Source organism: Oscillospiraceae bacterium (assembly GCA_034925865.1).
Taxonomy (GTDB): Bacteria; Bacillota; Clostridia; order Oscillospirales; family SIG627; genus SIG704.
Genome location: JAYFRN010000004.1, coordinates 40,935 through 57,217 on the forward strand (window position 1 = coordinate 40,935; position 16,283 = coordinate 57,217).

General features: G+C 38.1%; 13 protein-coding genes and 1 riboswitch. Of the genes, 9 read left to right on the top strand and 4 right to left on the bottom strand.

The features are described from left to right. The 9 genes from VB118_01530 (at position 1) to VB118_01570 (ending at position 12,735) form a co-directional block, all read left to right on the top strand. Complete coding sequence (locus tag VB118_01530; GenBank protein ID MEA4831280.1) at positions 1-846, top strand: ABC transporter permease; 846 nt, start codon at positions 1-3, stop codon at positions 844-846. Positions 847-848: 2 nt separating this feature from the next. After that, positions 849-2,132, top strand: a complete 1,284-nt coding sequence (locus tag VB118_01535) for an ABC transporter ATP-binding protein (protein ID MEA4831281.1) — start codon at positions 849-851, stop codon at positions 2,130-2,132. A gap of 2 nt (positions 2,133-2,134) precedes the next feature. Continuing rightward, complete coding sequence (locus tag VB118_01540; protein MEA4831282.1) at positions 2,135-3,130, top strand: glycosyltransferase; 996 nt, start codon at positions 2,135-2,137, stop codon at positions 3,128-3,130. Positions 3,131-3,148: 18 nt separating this feature from the next. Then, positions 3,149-4,192, top strand: coding sequence for a glycosyltransferase family 2 protein (locus tag VB118_01545; GenBank protein MEA4831283.1), 1,044 nt, complete (start codon positions 3,149-3,151; stop codon positions 4,190-4,192). Next, positions 4,192-5,844, top strand: a complete 1,653-nt coding sequence (gene gltX / locus VB118_01550) for a glutamate--tRNA ligase (GenBank protein MEA4831284.1) — start codon at positions 4,192-4,194, stop codon at positions 5,842-5,844. The genes VB118_01545 and gltX overlap by 1 nt, the downstream gene beginning before the upstream one ends. A gap of 26 nt (positions 5,845-5,870) precedes the next feature. Beyond that, positions 5,871-7,529 (top strand): glutamine--tRNA ligase/YqeY domain fusion protein, encoded by a 1,659-nt coding sequence (locus tag VB118_01555; protein ID MEA4831285.1) that lies wholly within the window; start codon positions 5,871-5,873, stop codon positions 7,527-7,529. A gap of 127 nt (positions 7,530-7,656) precedes the next feature. Then, entirely contained in the window at positions 7,657-9,111 is a 1,455-nt protein-coding gene (locus VB118_01560; GenBank protein MEA4831286.1) for an extracellular solute-binding protein, read from the top strand. Between the two features lie 231 nt (positions 9,112-9,342). Beyond that, a riboswitch (NiCo riboswitch) is annotated at positions 9,343-9,444 on the top strand. 110 nt (positions 9,445-9,554) lie between these two features. Further along, positions 9,555-12,083 (top strand): cation-translocating P-type ATPase, encoded by a 2,529-nt coding sequence (locus VB118_01565; GenBank protein MEA4831287.1) that lies wholly within the window; start codon positions 9,555-9,557, stop codon positions 12,081-12,083. Between the two features lie 313 nt (positions 12,084-12,396). After that, positions 12,397-12,735 (top strand): thioredoxin family protein, encoded by a 339-nt coding sequence (locus VB118_01570; protein ID MEA4831288.1) that lies wholly within the window; start codon positions 12,397-12,399, stop codon positions 12,733-12,735. A 493-nt stretch (positions 12,736-13,228) separates the two neighbouring features. Here the strand turns inward: VB118_01570 and VB118_01575 are convergent, their stop codons facing one another. The 4 genes from VB118_01575 to VB118_01590 all read right to left on the bottom strand — a co-directional run bounded on the left by VB118_01575 (position 13,229) and on the right by VB118_01590 (position 16,245). Further along, positions 13,229-13,897, bottom strand: coding sequence for a hypothetical protein (locus VB118_01575; protein ID MEA4831289.1), 669 nt, complete (start codon positions 13,895-13,897; stop codon positions 13,229-13,231). Between the two features lie 17 nt (positions 13,898-13,914). Then, positions 13,915-14,289 (bottom strand): DUF192 domain-containing protein, encoded by a 375-nt coding sequence (locus tag VB118_01580; GenBank protein ID MEA4831290.1) that lies wholly within the window; start codon positions 14,287-14,289, stop codon positions 13,915-13,917. Between the two features lie 66 nt (positions 14,290-14,355). Further along, complete coding sequence (locus VB118_01585; protein ID MEA4831291.1) at positions 14,356-15,291, bottom strand: type II secretion system F family protein; 936 nt, start codon at positions 15,289-15,291, stop codon at positions 14,356-14,358. Between the two features lie 93 nt (positions 15,292-15,384). Further along, complete coding sequence (locus tag VB118_01590; protein MEA4831292.1) at positions 15,385-16,245, bottom strand: type II secretion system F family protein; 861 nt, start codon at positions 16,243-16,245, stop codon at positions 15,385-15,387. Positions 16,246-16,283: the final 38 nt, after the last annotated feature.

Genomic DNA, 16,283 nt, shown 5'->3' on the forward strand with positions numbered 1-16,283 from the left:
ATGCCTGACACACAACTCACTGTCATAAAGCCCAAATCAGGTTGGTTTGAAATAAACTTTAGAGAGCTTTTCAAATACCGCGATCTGATCAGCCTATTCGTGAAGCGAACCTTCACATCGCAATATAAACAGACAATTCTCGGTCCTGCATGGGCGATAATACAGCCGCTTTTAACTACGGTCATATTTACGATAATTTTCGGCAATATCGCAAAGCTGCCGACAGACGGTGTTCCGCCGTTTCTTTTTTATATGTGCGCAAATGTCCCGTGGACATATTTTTCAAATTGTATCACACAGACCTCGAATACCTTTGTTTCCAACGCTTACATATTCGGAAAAGTGTATTTTCCGAGATTGATCATACCGATATCAAATGTGATTACCGGTCTTATTTCATACGCTATACAGTTTGTGTTCTTCCTTTGCTTTCTTGCGTATTATTTGCTGACACCGGGTTGTTCGGTGCATATAACAGCATATGCGCTTATGATGCCGCTGTTTGTTATTCAAATGTCACTTTTAAGCCTCGGCTTCGGAATAATCGTTTCATCATTGACAACAAAATACAGGGATCTTACAATGCTCGTCGGCTTCGGTGTTCAGTTATGGATGTACGCCACGCCGATAGCTTATCCTTCCTCGATAATCCCCGAAAAGTGGATGGCTCTTTATATGCTCAATCCCATGTCACCTATAATAGAATATTTCCGATATGCGTTTCTCGGCTGCGGCAGTATTGACTGGAAATATATAGGGATCAGCGCTGCGATGACACTTGTTATTCTCGCGATAGGTGTTATACTGTTCAGTAAAGTAGAAAAAACATTTATGGATACGGTTTAAAAATGAGTGATAAAGTAATTAAAATAGAAAACGTATATAAAGAATATCGTCTGGGAGTGATCGGCGGCGGAACCTTAAAGGGTGACCTTCAAAGTCTTATGGCAAAGCTGCACGGAAAAGAAGACCCTAATCTTAGAATCGGGCAGAAATCAGCTCCGAAGAATGAAAGATTCCTTGCTTTAAAAGATGTTTCGTTTTCGGTAAACAAGGGCGACGCCGTGGGAATAATCGGCCACAACGGAGCGGGGAAGTCCACCTTGCTCAAGCTTTTGGCTCGTGTGACCGCTCCGACAAAAGGCACTATTTCATATAAAGGCAGAATAGCCAGTATGCTCGAAGTAGGAACCGGATTTCATCCGGAATTGACAGGGCGCGAAAATGTATATCTCAACGGCGCTATTTTAGGTATGTCGAAAGTTGAGATAACAAAGAAATTCGATGAAATAGTTGACTTTGCCGAAATGGAGCAGTTTATTGACACGCCGGTAAAAAGATATTCAAGCGGAATGTATGTGAAGCTCGCTTTTGCGGTCGCCGCGCATCTTGATTCCGATATATTGATAATGGATGAAGTGCTCGCTGTCGGAGACATGAAATTTCAACAGAAATGTCTCGGGAAAATGGGCGACGCCGCCGACAGGGAAGGGCGCACTGTGCTTTATGTAAGTCATAATATGAACACTATCAGACAGCTTTGCAACAGATGTGTTGTGCTTGATCACGGGTGTGTTATTTTTGACGGAGATACTGAAAACGGAATTCAGAAGTACAACGGCGTAAACGCGCTGGAAGAAAAAACGCACTATGATTTTAAAGATTGTAAAAGAGAAAGCTATCTGCCTGTAATAAGAAAAGCGGAAATGATGTCTCTTGATCTTTTAAATAAAGAACATCCGATATATACTCAGGGACAGACGCTTGAATTTGATTTAAAAATTCATTGTTATAAAACATGTGAGCATATAGGTCTGAGAGCGGAATTCAGGAATATGTCTGATACACCGGTTATGACAGTGCTGACATCAGATGATGATTTTATCAGATTGGATAATGACAGCGACGTGGTATTAAACGCAAGAATTAATATAGATATGCTTACGACAGGAAAATATAAAATTCTGCTTGTTTTATATGATGCTAATGAATTCGGTACAAATACAGACATTGATTGTTTGAATCCTGCTTTTGTTATCGAAAAACAGAACGATATTTTAATTCATTGGAATTGCAAAAGCTGGGGAAATATATACTCAGGTAATATTATGATAAAAGAATATGAGAAGTAATCATGATAGATTTAATTAGTGTAATAGTACCAATATATAATGTAGATAAATATTTAAGAAAATGTATTGATAGTATATTAACGCAAACGTATAATTTACTTGAAATTATTTTAGTAGATGACGGATCAACTGATTTATGTCCTGATATCTGCGATGAATATGCAAAAAAGGACTCTAGAATTATTGTAATACACAAAAAAAATGGCGGACTAGCAGATGCTCGTAATGCGGGACTGGATAAAGCAACCGGGAGATATATTTCATTTATTGATAGTGATGATTATATAGAGACAGAAATGTATTCAGTTATGTTGGAAAAAGCGAAAGCTAATCATGCTGATATAGTTTCATGTTCTATAAAACATGTTGATGAAAAAGGGGAAATTATAAATATTTGGCCGATTATTGAAAAAGATGTATTATTCTCTGAAAAAGAATTTATTACCAATTTTTATCCATATATTAAAACTATTATATGTCCATCGGTTTGTAATAAACTTTATAATTCGTTTATCTTTGATTCAATACGATTTCCAGTTGGTAAAATATATGAAGATGCTTTTATACAGCTGGAAACATATGATAAATGTGAAAATATATTGTCAATTAAAGATATATTTTATAATTATTTTAAAAGAAGTTCAAGTATTATGAACTTACAACATTATAATTTATCAATAGATGCTATCGAATTTAGGAAAATAAATTATAGCTATTTTAAAAATACTTCAAATGAATCGCAAATTCAATATTCCCTTAATGAATATATAAATACATATTTTCAAATTTATTTTTTATATATATATAATTATAAAATTAATAATATGAAAAAATGTTTTAGTGTCCCGCGAAAACAATTTAAGATGCTAAGAAAAGAAATACTGTCAAATCCAAATATTTGTCATATGAAAAAAATTATGATAATTATTCATAATGTGTTTCCATGTATAGCTCAATATATTGCAAATAAATATTTTCCTGAATGCATCCAAAAATAAATTAATATAAGAGAAGTCATGATGATTTATAATTGTACATTATCTATAATTATACCTGTATATAATTGCTTTGAATATATATATAAATGTACTAATAGCATATTATCTCAAGAAAATGATGATGTTGAGTTAATACTCGTTGATGACGGTTCAACTGATGGATCTTATGATATATGTGATAATATTGCTAATTCTGACCCGCGTGTAAAAATCATACATCAAAAAAACCAAGGTGTATCTTCCGCAAGAAATGCAGGGCTTGAAGCAGCGAGAGGAAAATATGTTACTTTTGTAGATGGCGATGACACTGTTTCTTCAGATTATATAAAAGTGATTACAGAATCTATAAATGAAAATAATGCTGATTTAATTATTTGGAGTATTCAAAGCATATATTATAAAGAATCTATAAAAGATATTAATCATGCAGAATCAAATAATATATATAATATATTTTATAAAAATTATACTGAAGAAAGCTGTTATTACTTGATTAATAACACCAATTTGATATCTGGATGTAACAAGCTATATAAATTGGATGTTATCAGAGAAAATAAAATTATTTTTAATGTATCACAATCCGTTGTAGAGGATTATACTTTTAATGTAAAATATATGTCCTATACAAATTCAGTTCAATGCATTTCAGATATATTATATAATTATTATATTAAAAGTCATACTAATTATACATCCAAAAGAAGAAAAACAAATTTTATAAATGATTTAAGAATAATGTATGATTCCGTTGTACATTTCTTTAAAGAAAAGAATCTGCCATTAAATCTCGATTATTTAATGATATATTTTAATATTGGCATATTAAACCTGAATGAAATAAAAGATAAGCAAATCCCATATAATCAGAAATCCAAGATATGCAATTCTATTTTAAAAGATAATGTATTTCAAATGATGTTGGAATATCAACGTAAGAATGCAGTTTATGATAATAAATATATTTTTGTATTAAAGAGAAAATCATTTTTATTATTAACTATATTTGATATGCTTGTTAAGCTAAAAAGCTCGATAACAATAAAAAGGAAGAAGTTATAATGACACCAACCCAACTTAAATCGCTTGCAGCGCTTCTTTATCCCAGTATTGGCACGACGCCGGAATACTTTGAAGAAAAATATCCTCCCCGCAATTTGCCGGAAGGAGCGAAGGTGACGCGATTCGCGCCGAGTCCGACGGGCTTCGTGCATTTCGGCGGGATGTTTCCGTCCACTGTATCAGAGCGGCTTGCCCATCAGAGCGGCGGCGTATTTTTTCTTCGCATAGAGGATACCGATTCTAAAAGAGAAGTCGACGGAGCTGAAGAAAACATAATAAAATCATATAATTCTCTCGGGATCATGTTTGATGAAGGAGTTACCCTCAACGGAGAAACGGGAGCTTACGGTCATTACCGGCAAAGCGACAGAAAACAGATTTATCAGACCTATGCGAAAAAGCTTATAGAAGAAGGGAAGGCATATCCTTGCTTCTGCGCTCCGGAACAGCTCGACGCCGTCAGAGAAGAGCAGGAAAAGAATAAAGAACTGCCGGGTTATTACGGAAAATACGCCGTCTGCCGCGAGCTTACTTATGAGCAGATAGCCGGCAATATCAATGCAGGCAAGTCCTTTGTACTCAGATTAAGATCAACGGGTGACCCGGATAACAAGATCAAGTTTACCGACCTTGTAAAGGGCAATCTTGAGCTTACAGAAAACAATATAGATCACATCCTTTTAAAAAGCGACGGAATGCCCTCATATCACTTCGCTCACGCGGTCGACGATCATCTGATGCGGACGACACATGTCGTAAGGGGTGAGGAATGGCTGCCGAGCCTTCCTTATCACATACAGATATTTGCCGCTCTCGGCTTCAGATTGCCGAAATATCTCCATATTTCTCAGTTGATGCGTATGGAAAACGGCGCGAAGAAAAAGCTTTCAAAACGCGATAACTGCGCCGCATTGTCATATTACAACACCGCCGGTTATCCCGCCGCGACGGTGAGAGAATATGTCATGACCTTGCTTAATTCCAACTTTGAGGATTGGCGCAGAGCAAATCCCGCGGCGGATATAAACGACTTTCCGTTTTCGATTAAAAAAATGAGCGGCAGCGGATGTCTTTTTGATTTTGACAAGCTTAACGATGTGTCCAAGAATGTCATCAGCCGGATGAGCGCGCATGATGTATACGTATTGCTGACAGAGTGGGCAAAAGAAAACGATCCGGATTATTATGCCCTGCTAACGCGTGACAGTGAATATGCTGAATCTATTCTTTCAATCGGGCGCGGAGGGGCAAAGCCGCGGAAGGATCTGACTACCTGGGCTGACGCGAAGCAGTATATGAATCTGTTTTACGATGAACTTTTCGGAATTCAGGATATGATACCGGAAAAATACGATAAAAACGATGTAATGAACGCTTTGCAAAAATTCATATTAACGTATAATTATGAAGATGTTCAATCGGCATGGTTTGAAAAGATAAAGGATATTTCGGAATCTTTGGGTTATGCGTCCGACATGAAGGAATACAAGCAGAATCCGGAAGCTTTCAAAGGAAATGTCGGCGATATCAGTATGTTTATACGCGTTGCCGTAACCGGAAAGCTGAATTCGCCGGATATGTACGAGGTTATGCGTATTCTGGGGTATAATACTGTTATAAACAGAATAAAGAAATTTATAAAAATATTATAAATAATATTTGAAAGCGATATAAATTAATGGAAGAAAATACAAGCTTCTTTTTACATGACATTATAGATGAAGATATCAAAAACGGACGGGTAGAAAAAATACACACTCGTTTTCCGCCCGAGCCCAACGGCTATCTCCATATAGGCAGCGCCAAAGCAATTTATATCAATGCCATGACAGCGAAAAAATACGGCGGTCTGTTTAATCTGCGTTATGACGATACGAATCCGGAAAAAGAAGATGACGAATATGTAAAAAGCATATACGAGGATCTTATTTGGCTCGGCGCGGAGCCTACCGGCGGTGTTTTTTACGGCAGCGATTATTTTGATAAATGCTGTGAATTCGCGATACAGCTGATCAACCAGGGCGACGCATATGTATGTGATCTTTCCGCAGACGAAATGCGCGAATATCGCGGCACTCTGACAGAACCCGGTAAAGACAGCCCTTTCAGAAACCGCTCGGTTGAGGAAAATTTAAGCCTGTTTGAACGTATGAAAAGCGGAGAATTTCCGGACGGCTTCTGCACTCTCCGCGCAAAAATAAATATGTCCAGCCCGAATATGAATCTGCGCGATCCGGCAATTTACAGGATACTTCACACGTCGCATCACAGACAGGGCACGAAGTGGTGTATTTATCCTCTTTACGATTATGCTCATCCGATACAGGACGCACTTGAGGGCATTACCCATTCAATGTGTTCGATCGAATTCGAAAATCACCGTCCTCTGTACGATTGGGTTGTCAATAAAATAGGATTTGAGAAAAAACCTCATCAGTATGAATTTGCCCGCCTGAATGTTACGCATACCGTAATGAGCAAAAGATATCTTCGCAGCCTTGTGGAGCAGGGCGTGGTTGACGGATGGGACGATCCGAGAATGCCCACTCTCTGCGGCCTTAGAAGAAGGGGATACACAGCATCTTCTATTATAGAATTTGTGAAGCGCGCAGGGGTCTCGAAGGCGTTCAGTATTGTTGATATCGATCTGCTTGAACATTGTATCCGTGACGAACTAAATTTCAACGCGCAACGCAGAATCGCAGTCATTGATCCGGTCAAGGTAGTCATAGAGAATTATCCCGAAGATAAAACCGAGCTTTTTCAGATCAAAAACAATCCTAACGATCCCGAAGCCGGCGAAAGACAAATACCATTTACTCGTGAAATGTATGTCGAAAGAAGCGATTTTCTCAAGGAAAAGTCTCCTAAGTTTTTCCGTCTTTATCCCGGTGGAGAGGTTCGCCTTATGAGCGCGTATATTATAAAGTGTACAGGATTCGAAATCGACGCTGAAGGGAATGTTACGCTGATCAGATGCGAGGCAGATCTCGAAACCGGCGGTAAAAATCCAGCCGACGGAAGAAAAATAAAAGGAACAATTCATTGGGTTTCCGCTTCAAACTGTATAGATGCGGATATTATGAAATACGGCCTTTTATTCAACGAAGAGAATCTCACCGCTCTTCCGGAAGATAAATCCTACGGCGATTATCTGAATCCGGATTCAATTAAAAAAATTTCCGGAGCGAAGCTTGAATTATCGCTTTCTAATGCAAAGCCGGGCGATAAGTATCAATTTGTCAGAAACGGATATTTTTGCAGAGATACAAAAAACGCCGGTACATTTAACAGTATTGTAGATTTAAAAGACAGCTATACAATAAAAGAAAAATAACATATAGTGCAGATTGAACAAAATGTGTATGATTCTGTTGTCAAATATGTACATTGACATTCGCTTGATTATAATATAAAATGTGATAAGATAGTTATTATTAATTAAGGGAGGTCGCAATTAAGAAATGAAAAAAACGACAGCGTTAATCTTATGTATACTTTTTGTTTTATCCGCATTTGTCGCTGCTGTTTCGGGGTGCTCGCTTATTCCCGGAAATAAAACAGGAAAAGGTGTAACCGAAACTGTTACCGGTACAAATGCAACCTCTTCCGATGAAGAGCCATGGCCTGTACGGGACATGGGTGAATCTGTTTTTCGCATTCTCGGTAGAAGCGGGTTTAAGAATAAGGACTATATCTACAATCCTGAAACCGAAGATGACGTAATAAACGATGCCTTGAATACGAGAAACGAATGGCTAAAGGATCATTATAACTTTACTTTGGAATTTACTGAAGTAGCTGATGCGGAGTATATGGCGACCGCAAAAGCCGAGCTCAGCGGCGGTACAGCCGGATATGATCTTTTTGTAGCTCCCGGAAGGACAATTGCAACCATTTCGCAGGAAGGTTCTCTGATAGACCTTGCTTCGCAAAAAAATATTGATCTGAAAGCCGAATGGTGGGATCAGAGCGCAAACAGAGATCTTTCTATTGCAGGACGCGTTTTTATCACCACCGGCGCAATGTCGACTTCAGATATGAACAGCACATATGTTATATTCTTTAATAAAGATCTTATTGAAGAAAAATCACTTGAAAATCCGTATCAGCTTGTGTATGACAACAAATGGACTATTGATAAAATGCTGGAGCTGTGCAAAGGCGTTAAAGTTGACATCAACGACGACGGAAAATGGACTAATGTCGATATGTACGGTTATGTATGCGAGAACTATGATTCTTACGCAATGTTTTTCTCGAGCGGTGAAAAAGTTATAGGAAAAGATAATGATGATCTTCCCGCATTATGTGTTAATACTTCTCGCGCCAGCGAAGTTATTGATTCACTAAAAACTTTTTACTCTGATGAAAGCACATATGTTAATTTGGCAGCAGATATTATACCTATAATCAAAGCTGGAAGATCAGTTTTTTGCGGAACAATTCTCGGCGCAATAAGTTCTTACAGAGAAATGGAAGCCGATTTTGGCATTATTCCTCTTCCTAAATACGAAGTTGATCAGGATGAATACATAAGCCCTGTGAGTGCTGCGACAACCGGTTCATTGATCGGAGTTCCAGTTTCATCGACAGATATCGATGCTTCGACATTTATGCTTGAAATGCTTTGCAGAAAATCACTCACGACGCTCCGCACCGCATATTATGATGTTGTGGTCACAAAGCAGAGCCTGCGTGATGAAGATTCCAAAAAGATGCTTGAAAAAATTCAAGCTGGTCATATGTTTGATATCGCTTATATGAATGATTGGGGCGGATGGTTCCTATGGCTGTATAGTATAGCGGGAAATCCTTCAGGAGCTAACCTTGCTTCACAGTTTGACGCGCAGCAAGCTAACACGAACAAGCTTATTCAAGACACGATTGACGTTTACATGAAATATATAAACGAATAAAAAGCGATTATAATTCCTTTCTTTTTACAAATGGAAATCGGTCTGTCGGTAAAACGGCAGGCCGGTTTTCATTTGTCAGAATTTTTCGAGTATGTATTTTATTGTAAATTTTCAATTTTAAAATTTATTATACATTATCTGCAAAAAGGTATTGACAAAAATAAAAGCGCATATTATAATGATATAAACTCTTTGCACTGCATTGTGTTTCTCAAATGAAATACGAGATCAACAGTACAACTGAGCAGGCGATGCACCTTTATAAGGTCATGGGGCCGGGCCGTCCAACGAGCGGCAACAGATGATGAATCGAAGCACATCTGTGGGACAGTAGTATGTTCCATAGAGGTGCTATTTTTGTACCCAAATGGAACCGAAGACCTCAGGTGGAGTGCCATAGGAGAAATCAAACGCCGCCAAAAAGCGAAAACGGAGGTTCTTTTATGACAGACAACAAACAGAATATGACGGGGCTCACAACAGCCCAAGCGAAAGGATTACAGGACAAGTACGGCAAAAACGAATTGACACAGCAAAAAAATGAAAGCTTTATAAAAAAAGTGTTTCATATTGTTTGCGAGCCAATGTTTTTGTTGTTAATTATTGCCGCGGTTATTTATTTTTTACTAGGAGAACCGAGAGACGGCGCAATAATGCTTGTTTTTGTAGTCGGTATTATCAGTATTGATGTAATTCAAGAATGGAAAACCGATAAAACACTAAACGCGCTGAAAGATTTATCTGCTCCGCATGTTGAGGTGATTCGCGATGGAAAACAACAGATCATCGCAAGCATTGATCTTGTTCCGGGCGATTTTATGTTTATATGCGAAGGTGTAAAAATTCCTGCGGACGGTTCAATTATTAAATGCAGCGATCTTTGTGTAGATGAGTCTTCTTTGACAGGCGAGGCAGAAGGTGTATGGAAAACTGACACTGAACACACACAGCCAACAAAAGATTATTGGAAAAAGGATTATTGTTATGCCGGTACGCTTGTTACGCAGGGAACGGCAATTGTTTTGGTGGATAAAATCGGTTCACTGACCGAATATGGTAAAATAGGAGCCAATATTTCATCTGCTCCGGATGAAAAAACCCCGCTTCAGAAACAAACGGGCAGCCTTGTCAAGCTGTGCGCAGGGATTGCGGCTGTGCTTTTTGCGCTTGTTGGTTTGATAACATATTTAAATATTCCTGATCATAAAATCAACGATCGTATAATCGAAAGCATTTTATCTGGAATTACTCTTGCAATGGCTATGATTCCGGAAGAATTTCCTGTAATTCTCACTGTGTTTCTATCCATGGGCGCATGGCGTTTGGCTAAAAAGAAATCACTTGTCCGCAAACTGCCATCTGTCGAGACACTCGGGGCGGTTTCCGTGCTTTGTGTCGATAAAACCGGAACAATAACCATGAATCAGATGAAGGTTCAAAAAACCTGGGCTTTGAACGGCGATGATCACACACTGCTTGAGACTATGGCATTGGGATGTGAGGTTGACGCTTATGACCCGATGGAAAAAGCAATGCTTTCTTATTGCTCTGAGAAAGGTATTATTGAAGAAAAGCTTTTTTCAGGTGATCTCATTACGGAATATGCATTTACAAACGAGCTGAAGATGATGGGGCACGTCTGGCGCCGAAACGATGAAATTATTATCGCTGCAAAAGGATCTCCGGAACATATATTGACTCTATGTAATAATGCTGACATAGACTTAAATATTATACAAGAAAGAATCACGCAGATGTCTGCCGAGGGATTGCGCGTAATTGCGGTTGCTGAAGCAAATCCGGAATCGGAAGCTGAAATACCCGAAAATATCACGAAATGCCATCTCACACTGCTCGGTTTAATCGGACTCGCAGATCCGCCAAGAGAAGGTGTAAAGAATGACATAGAAACCTGCAACAAAGCCGGGATACGCGTGGTAATGATCACCGGAGATAATGGTATTACAGCGTCTGCAATCGCCAGGAAAGTCGGTATGAAAAATTGTGAAAGCATTATAACCGGAGATATGCTTGACAATATGAGCGATGAAGAGCTGCGTGAGAAAGTCAAATCTGTCAGCATTTTTTCTCGGGTTATACCGGAACACAAAATGCGTATTGTGAAAGCTTTCAAAGGAAACGGTGAAATTGTCGCCATGACCGGTGACGGTGTCAACGATGCGCCGGCTTTAAAATATGCAGATATAGGCATTGCCATGGGTAAACGCGGCAGCGAGGTATCACGAGAAGCAGCTGATCTTATCCTGATGGATGATAATTTCAACACTATTGTTGAAACGGTGAAAGACGGAAGAAGAATTTATGATAATATTCGAAAAGCAGTAGGATATGTATTTTCAATTCACATTCCAATTGCGTTGGCTTCGCTGCTTGCTCCGTTTTTGGGAATAACTCCTTCTGCGCTGCTTTTGCTTCCGCTTCATGTTGTTTTACTTGAGTTGATCATTGACCCTACATGCTCCGTCGTTTTAGAACGTCAGCCGGCGGAAACCGACATTATGGAAAGATCTCCTCGTAATCCAAAGCAAAAGCTTATAAACACAGCCATATTGATGAAGAGCCTTCTACAGGGAATTATTATGTTTACCGCGTCTTTTTGTACGTATTATTATATGCTCAACCAGGATTCCAATGCGATAGTTGCCCGTTCTATGGGATTGACAATAATTATTATGTCTAACCTGTTTCTTGTGCTGGTCAACAGCTCCGACCGCGATTTTATATTTCATTCTGTCTCACGTTTGGTTAAAGACAAAGTTATGTGGCTTGCTTTTTCAGGAACAATTATAATACTGACAGTGATTTTATATTCGCCGCTGAATATATTCCTGAAGCTTGCGCCGCTAAGTGCCGGGCAGCTTCTTATTTCCATAGGTATTGCGGCGGCAGCGGTTTTATGGTATGAACTTGTTAAGCTTGCGAAAAAAATTGCAAAACATATAAGCGCATAATTGGTGATTTGGTAAAATATTTACAACTCAACGTTTAATTAAGGCATTGAATGTTAAAAATCAGTATACTGAGTTATTACTCGGCATACTGATTTTTGGTTCTTGGCATACTTATTTATATCAGGAAGGAGGATACTCTTTTTGTGTCAAAATTTTTGTATTTTCTTATAGCTCCGAAAAAATGAATTGAGTATTATGATCTTCTGTTCATGATCATGCTCAGAAAAGCGGCTAAACCAAAGCTTCTTGTATTTCTAATAATTTGCTCAGCAGAATTATAATTGTAATATTTATTCAGGAGGATAAAAATATAATGTTATTCGGCAAGAAAAAAATAAAGACAAAATGTTGCTGTGAGGGCTCCTGCGGAGCGGAGGAAAGTAAAACAGAGGGAAAAAGTAAAGCGGTGGTTGGTGAAAAAATTATAATACTTGGATCAGTGTGCGCAAAATGCAATCAACTTGAAGCAAATACCAAGGAAGCGCTTACGCTTCTCGGTATTTCAGATGAAATTGAACATGTAACCGATTTTGCGCAGATAGCTTCATGCGGAGTCATGTTTACCCCGGCTTTAATGATGGGAGAAAAGGTGATCTCATCCGGCAGAGTATTGAAAGCAGAGGAAATAATCGAGTTATTAAAAAAGCAATAATAAGATAATTAACAATATTGCATATATAAAAATGGCTTCCCGCAATCATTTAACTAGGCAATTAATTATAGCTAAACAGGAAAAAGGCTTTAGTAAATGAACTTTATTCTCTTATAAAACAAGGTTTATATAATGTCTGCTGAACAATCATGAAACACATACGACAGTAAGGAAAAGATGAAAACAATGATTGTTCAGGTGCAAGGTTTTTAAGCTTTACAGCTCAAAAGCCTTGCACCTTTAAATTGGTCGACTCCCGACCAATTTAGAAAACAGGCGGCAATCAATGAATGCTGAACTCCAAAATCAATGATTTTGGAGAGTTTTGGCTGGTTTTTCAACTGCCAAAACCTATGCCGTTCGAAAACGGTATTATTCAGTAGACATTATTTAAATACCGTTTTAATAAAAGATGGGAAGTCGTTTTTATATAATGCTTGCCGATAATTATATATCGTAAAGGTAAAAAATTAATTGTCAGTTTTTGTTCTCGTCATTTTGACAGCTGATCAAGAGTGCTGTTTATTTTATCCATCAAAGTCTTTAAGTACTTTATTTCTGACAGCTTTTTTTCTTCGGCAAGCGAATAATCGGCTTTTATCTTGGCAATTTCAATTTTCCTGGAGTGTTCGGATTCGCTGAGCTTTTGCTGAAGAGTATAAACAGAGCGTTCAAGCTCGCTCGTTTTTGCTTCAATTGCGAATTTCATTTCATTGTATTCATCGGCTGCAGTTTTCAGTTGATCGTTCTGAGCAATTAACTTGGCGTTTTCAGCTTCAAGCGTTTCATATTCGTCAATGCGTTCCGTTAGCCGCTTGTTTTCGCTTTTTATTCCGGAAATATTTTCTTTTTCATTGTTTAGAGATTTGAAATCATTTGACAATTTGTCAAATGATTCTTTTTGTGCAGCTAGTTCTTTCTTCAGAGATTCCACTTCATGAGAACTCATGATACTGCTGACCCTCATCTGTTCTATTTTATCTTCGTAAGAAGATACGGAGGCTTCGAATTTACGTTCGCTGTCAGTGACGTAATCGTCGACCTCCTTTTTACTGTATCCATTTATTACCGTCCTGAATTTTTTAGGTTCAGATTTTATTATAGACGAAGATGATTTGTTGTCGATATTATCTACATCGGTATTTGACAAGAAAAGAGCCATTGTGATCCTCCTGAAATTTAATGTTTTGTACCAATTTTTACTGCAGGTATAGTAAGATAGTCTCCCTTTTTAAGTCCCCGGCTTGCAGCGGCTCCTGGTGAAAGCTCCAGCACATGATCCGCTCCTTTTATCATGGGCGATACCTTGCCGGCCTGCATAGAAGAAATGATATCGATGATTTCGCCATCGGATGACAAGAACAAGACATCAATAGGATATTGCATACCGAGCGTATGAATTTTATTGCATGGTGATATCAGCATACCTCCGTGCGATGCAAGACTTTCTGTTTTTAAAAGTCCGACAAGCCTTTTTATAAACGTATTTGCTATTTTTACGTTTTTAAAAAGTATGACCGGTCCAACATATACTTCGCATTCGGAATATTTCAAAATCAAAGCCTCCTATTGCTTCACCTTGTTTTTTTAGAATGTAAAATCATATATAATGTTATAACTTCAAGTGAATTCTTCCATCAGCTGTATTGCGACCGGAGCTAAAAGAATGATAAAAAGAACTGGCAATATAAACATAACCATCGGTATAATCATTTTAACAGGTGCCTTCATGCCTTTTTCCTGAGCACGCTGCTTTCTGGCGGTGCGCATTGATAAAGATTGTGTTTTTAATACATTCTTTATCGGTATTCCAAGCTGTTCGGCCTGTATTATTGCCGAAGCAAATGTCTTTAACTCTTGAACATCCGCGCATTCTCCAAAATCCTGATATGCTTTTTTTCTCTGTTTTCCCATCTGTATTTCTCTGCAAAGAAGTAAAAATTCGTCTATCAGAGGTCCGCTCATTTTTTCGGATATTCTCATTATCGATTCGTCCAGGCCTAGACCGGCTTCAACGCTTACCATCAGAATATCCATGACTTCAGGGAGTTGTTTTTGAATGGAGTTTTTTCGCGCGGTCGTTCGCTGACGTACATACAATGTCGGAGCCATAACTGCAATGAGAAGTCCGACAAGAATAGCAAGCAACCTGAAATTAGGCTCTTGGAAGAATATTAAAGAAAATAACATAGTCAATATAAATACAATACCGATAAAAAACAGTTTTATAGTATTGAATTCTGTAATCTCGGCGCGTATTCCCGCCTGCCGCAGCATTTTTATGAACTTTTCTGTTTCGGCAGTATTGTCTTTTTTCTGCTTTTTTGAAGCAGTTGACAGAATTGACAGCTTTTTTTCAATTCCGTCAATGAAGGGTTTTATAAATCGTTGATAAAAGGTTTTTTCAAATATCTCATACATTTCGACATGCTCGGAGGCATTTGTTTGTGCTTTCAATCTGCGCTCTTTGATATCGGCTTCTTTTCCTCCGTTATAAAAAAGAGTGATGATTATAAAAAACATAAACAATCCGAAGCTGACGCACATCCAGACCATGGATATTTCCTCCTTTGATGCTTAATGGGTCTATATACAAACTTTAATAAATCGTTGGGAGCTATGCGTTTCGGCATTAGTTCGGTAAGGTTTTCAATATTCGATATTCGATATCTTCGATATGAAAAGGAATCCGATTATTTCCAAAAAAACGCTGAGCGATAAAAGGCTGATGCCAAGTGTGGTGTTAAACAAAACTGACATATAATCCGGATTTGTAATCATCAGAATAAGCGATATTCCTATTGGCAGCAATCCGACTATCAAACCGGAAATACGTCCGGTTGCGGTAAGGGTCTTTATTTCGCTTTTAATTTTAATGCGATCGATGATTGTTGAAGAAATATTATCCAGTATTACAGAAAGGTTGCCTCCGACCTGGCGTTGAATCAAGATGGCAGATACCATAAGGTCGAGGTCCTGATTTCCGATTCTTTCCGCGAGAGCGCTTAATGAATGCTCAAGATTGCTTCCGAATTTTATTTCACGGAGTACACGTGAAAATTCAAGAGCTATGGGATCAGGCATTTCATTGGATATACTTTCAAGAGACTGCTGGAAAGTAAGACCTGATCGCAGGCAATTGCTGATTATTATAAGGCTGTCTCCGAGCTGTGTGTTGAAAAGCGCGAGACGTTTGTTTGTTTTGTATTTAACATATAAAATCGGAGCACAGAAAGCAATAATTGCGACAGCTGCTGTTACAATAATATTGCGTGATATCATATATCCCAAAAGTGTTGGAATTATAAATATAAAAACCCATATTGTTAAAAACTCGTCTGCTTTCAGCATTAATCCCGCCAAAGCAAGCCTGGAAGTGATAGCATCAAGAAGCTTCGTATCCCCCATTTTAGAAAATAATATAGAATTATTATTTTTTTTACGCTTTGAAAGCTCGAGCTTTTTCTCCTGTTTTACAAAAATTTTTCCGAGTCTTTTTTGCAGAGTCAAATTTTTTTTATTCAGTTGGTAAAAAAACATGACAGTAA

Excerpts from the sequence above, each read along its gene's own strand:
- VB118_01530 (MEA4831280.1), top strand. The coding sequence starts at position 1 with ATGCCTGACACACAACTCACTGTCATAAAGCCCAAATCAGGTTGGTTT.
- VB118_01535 (MEA4831281.1), top strand. The coding sequence starts at position 849 with ATGAGTGATAAAGTAATTAAAATAGAAAACGTATATAAAGAATATCGT.
- VB118_01540 (MEA4831282.1), top strand. The coding sequence starts at position 2,135 with ATGATAGATTTAATTAGTGTAATAGTACCAATATATAATGTAGATAAA.
- VB118_01545 (MEA4831283.1), top strand. The coding sequence starts at position 3,149 with ATGATGATTTATAATTGTACATTATCTATAATTATACCTGTATATAAT.
- gltX (MEA4831284.1), top strand. The coding sequence starts at position 4,192 with ATGACACCAACCCAACTTAAATCGCTTGCAGCGCTTCTTTATCCCAGT.
- VB118_01555 (MEA4831285.1), top strand. The coding sequence starts at position 5,871 with ATGGAAGAAAATACAAGCTTCTTTTTACATGACATTATAGATGAAGAT.
- VB118_01560 (MEA4831286.1), top strand. The coding sequence starts at position 7,657 with ATGAAAAAAACGACAGCGTTAATCTTATGTATACTTTTTGTTTTATCC.
- VB118_01565 (MEA4831287.1), top strand. The coding sequence starts at position 9,555 with ATGACAGACAACAAACAGAATATGACGGGGCTCACAACAGCCCAAGCG.
- VB118_01570 (MEA4831288.1), top strand. The coding sequence starts at position 12,397 with ATGTTATTCGGCAAGAAAAAAATAAAGACAAAATGTTGCTGTGAGGGC.
- VB118_01575 (MEA4831289.1), bottom strand. The coding sequence starts at position 13,897 with ATGGCTCTTTTCTTGTCAAATACCGATGTAGATAATATCGACAACAAA.
- VB118_01585 (MEA4831291.1), bottom strand. The coding sequence starts at position 15,291 with ATGGTCTGGATGTGCGTCAGCTTCGGATTGTTTATGTTTTTTATAATC.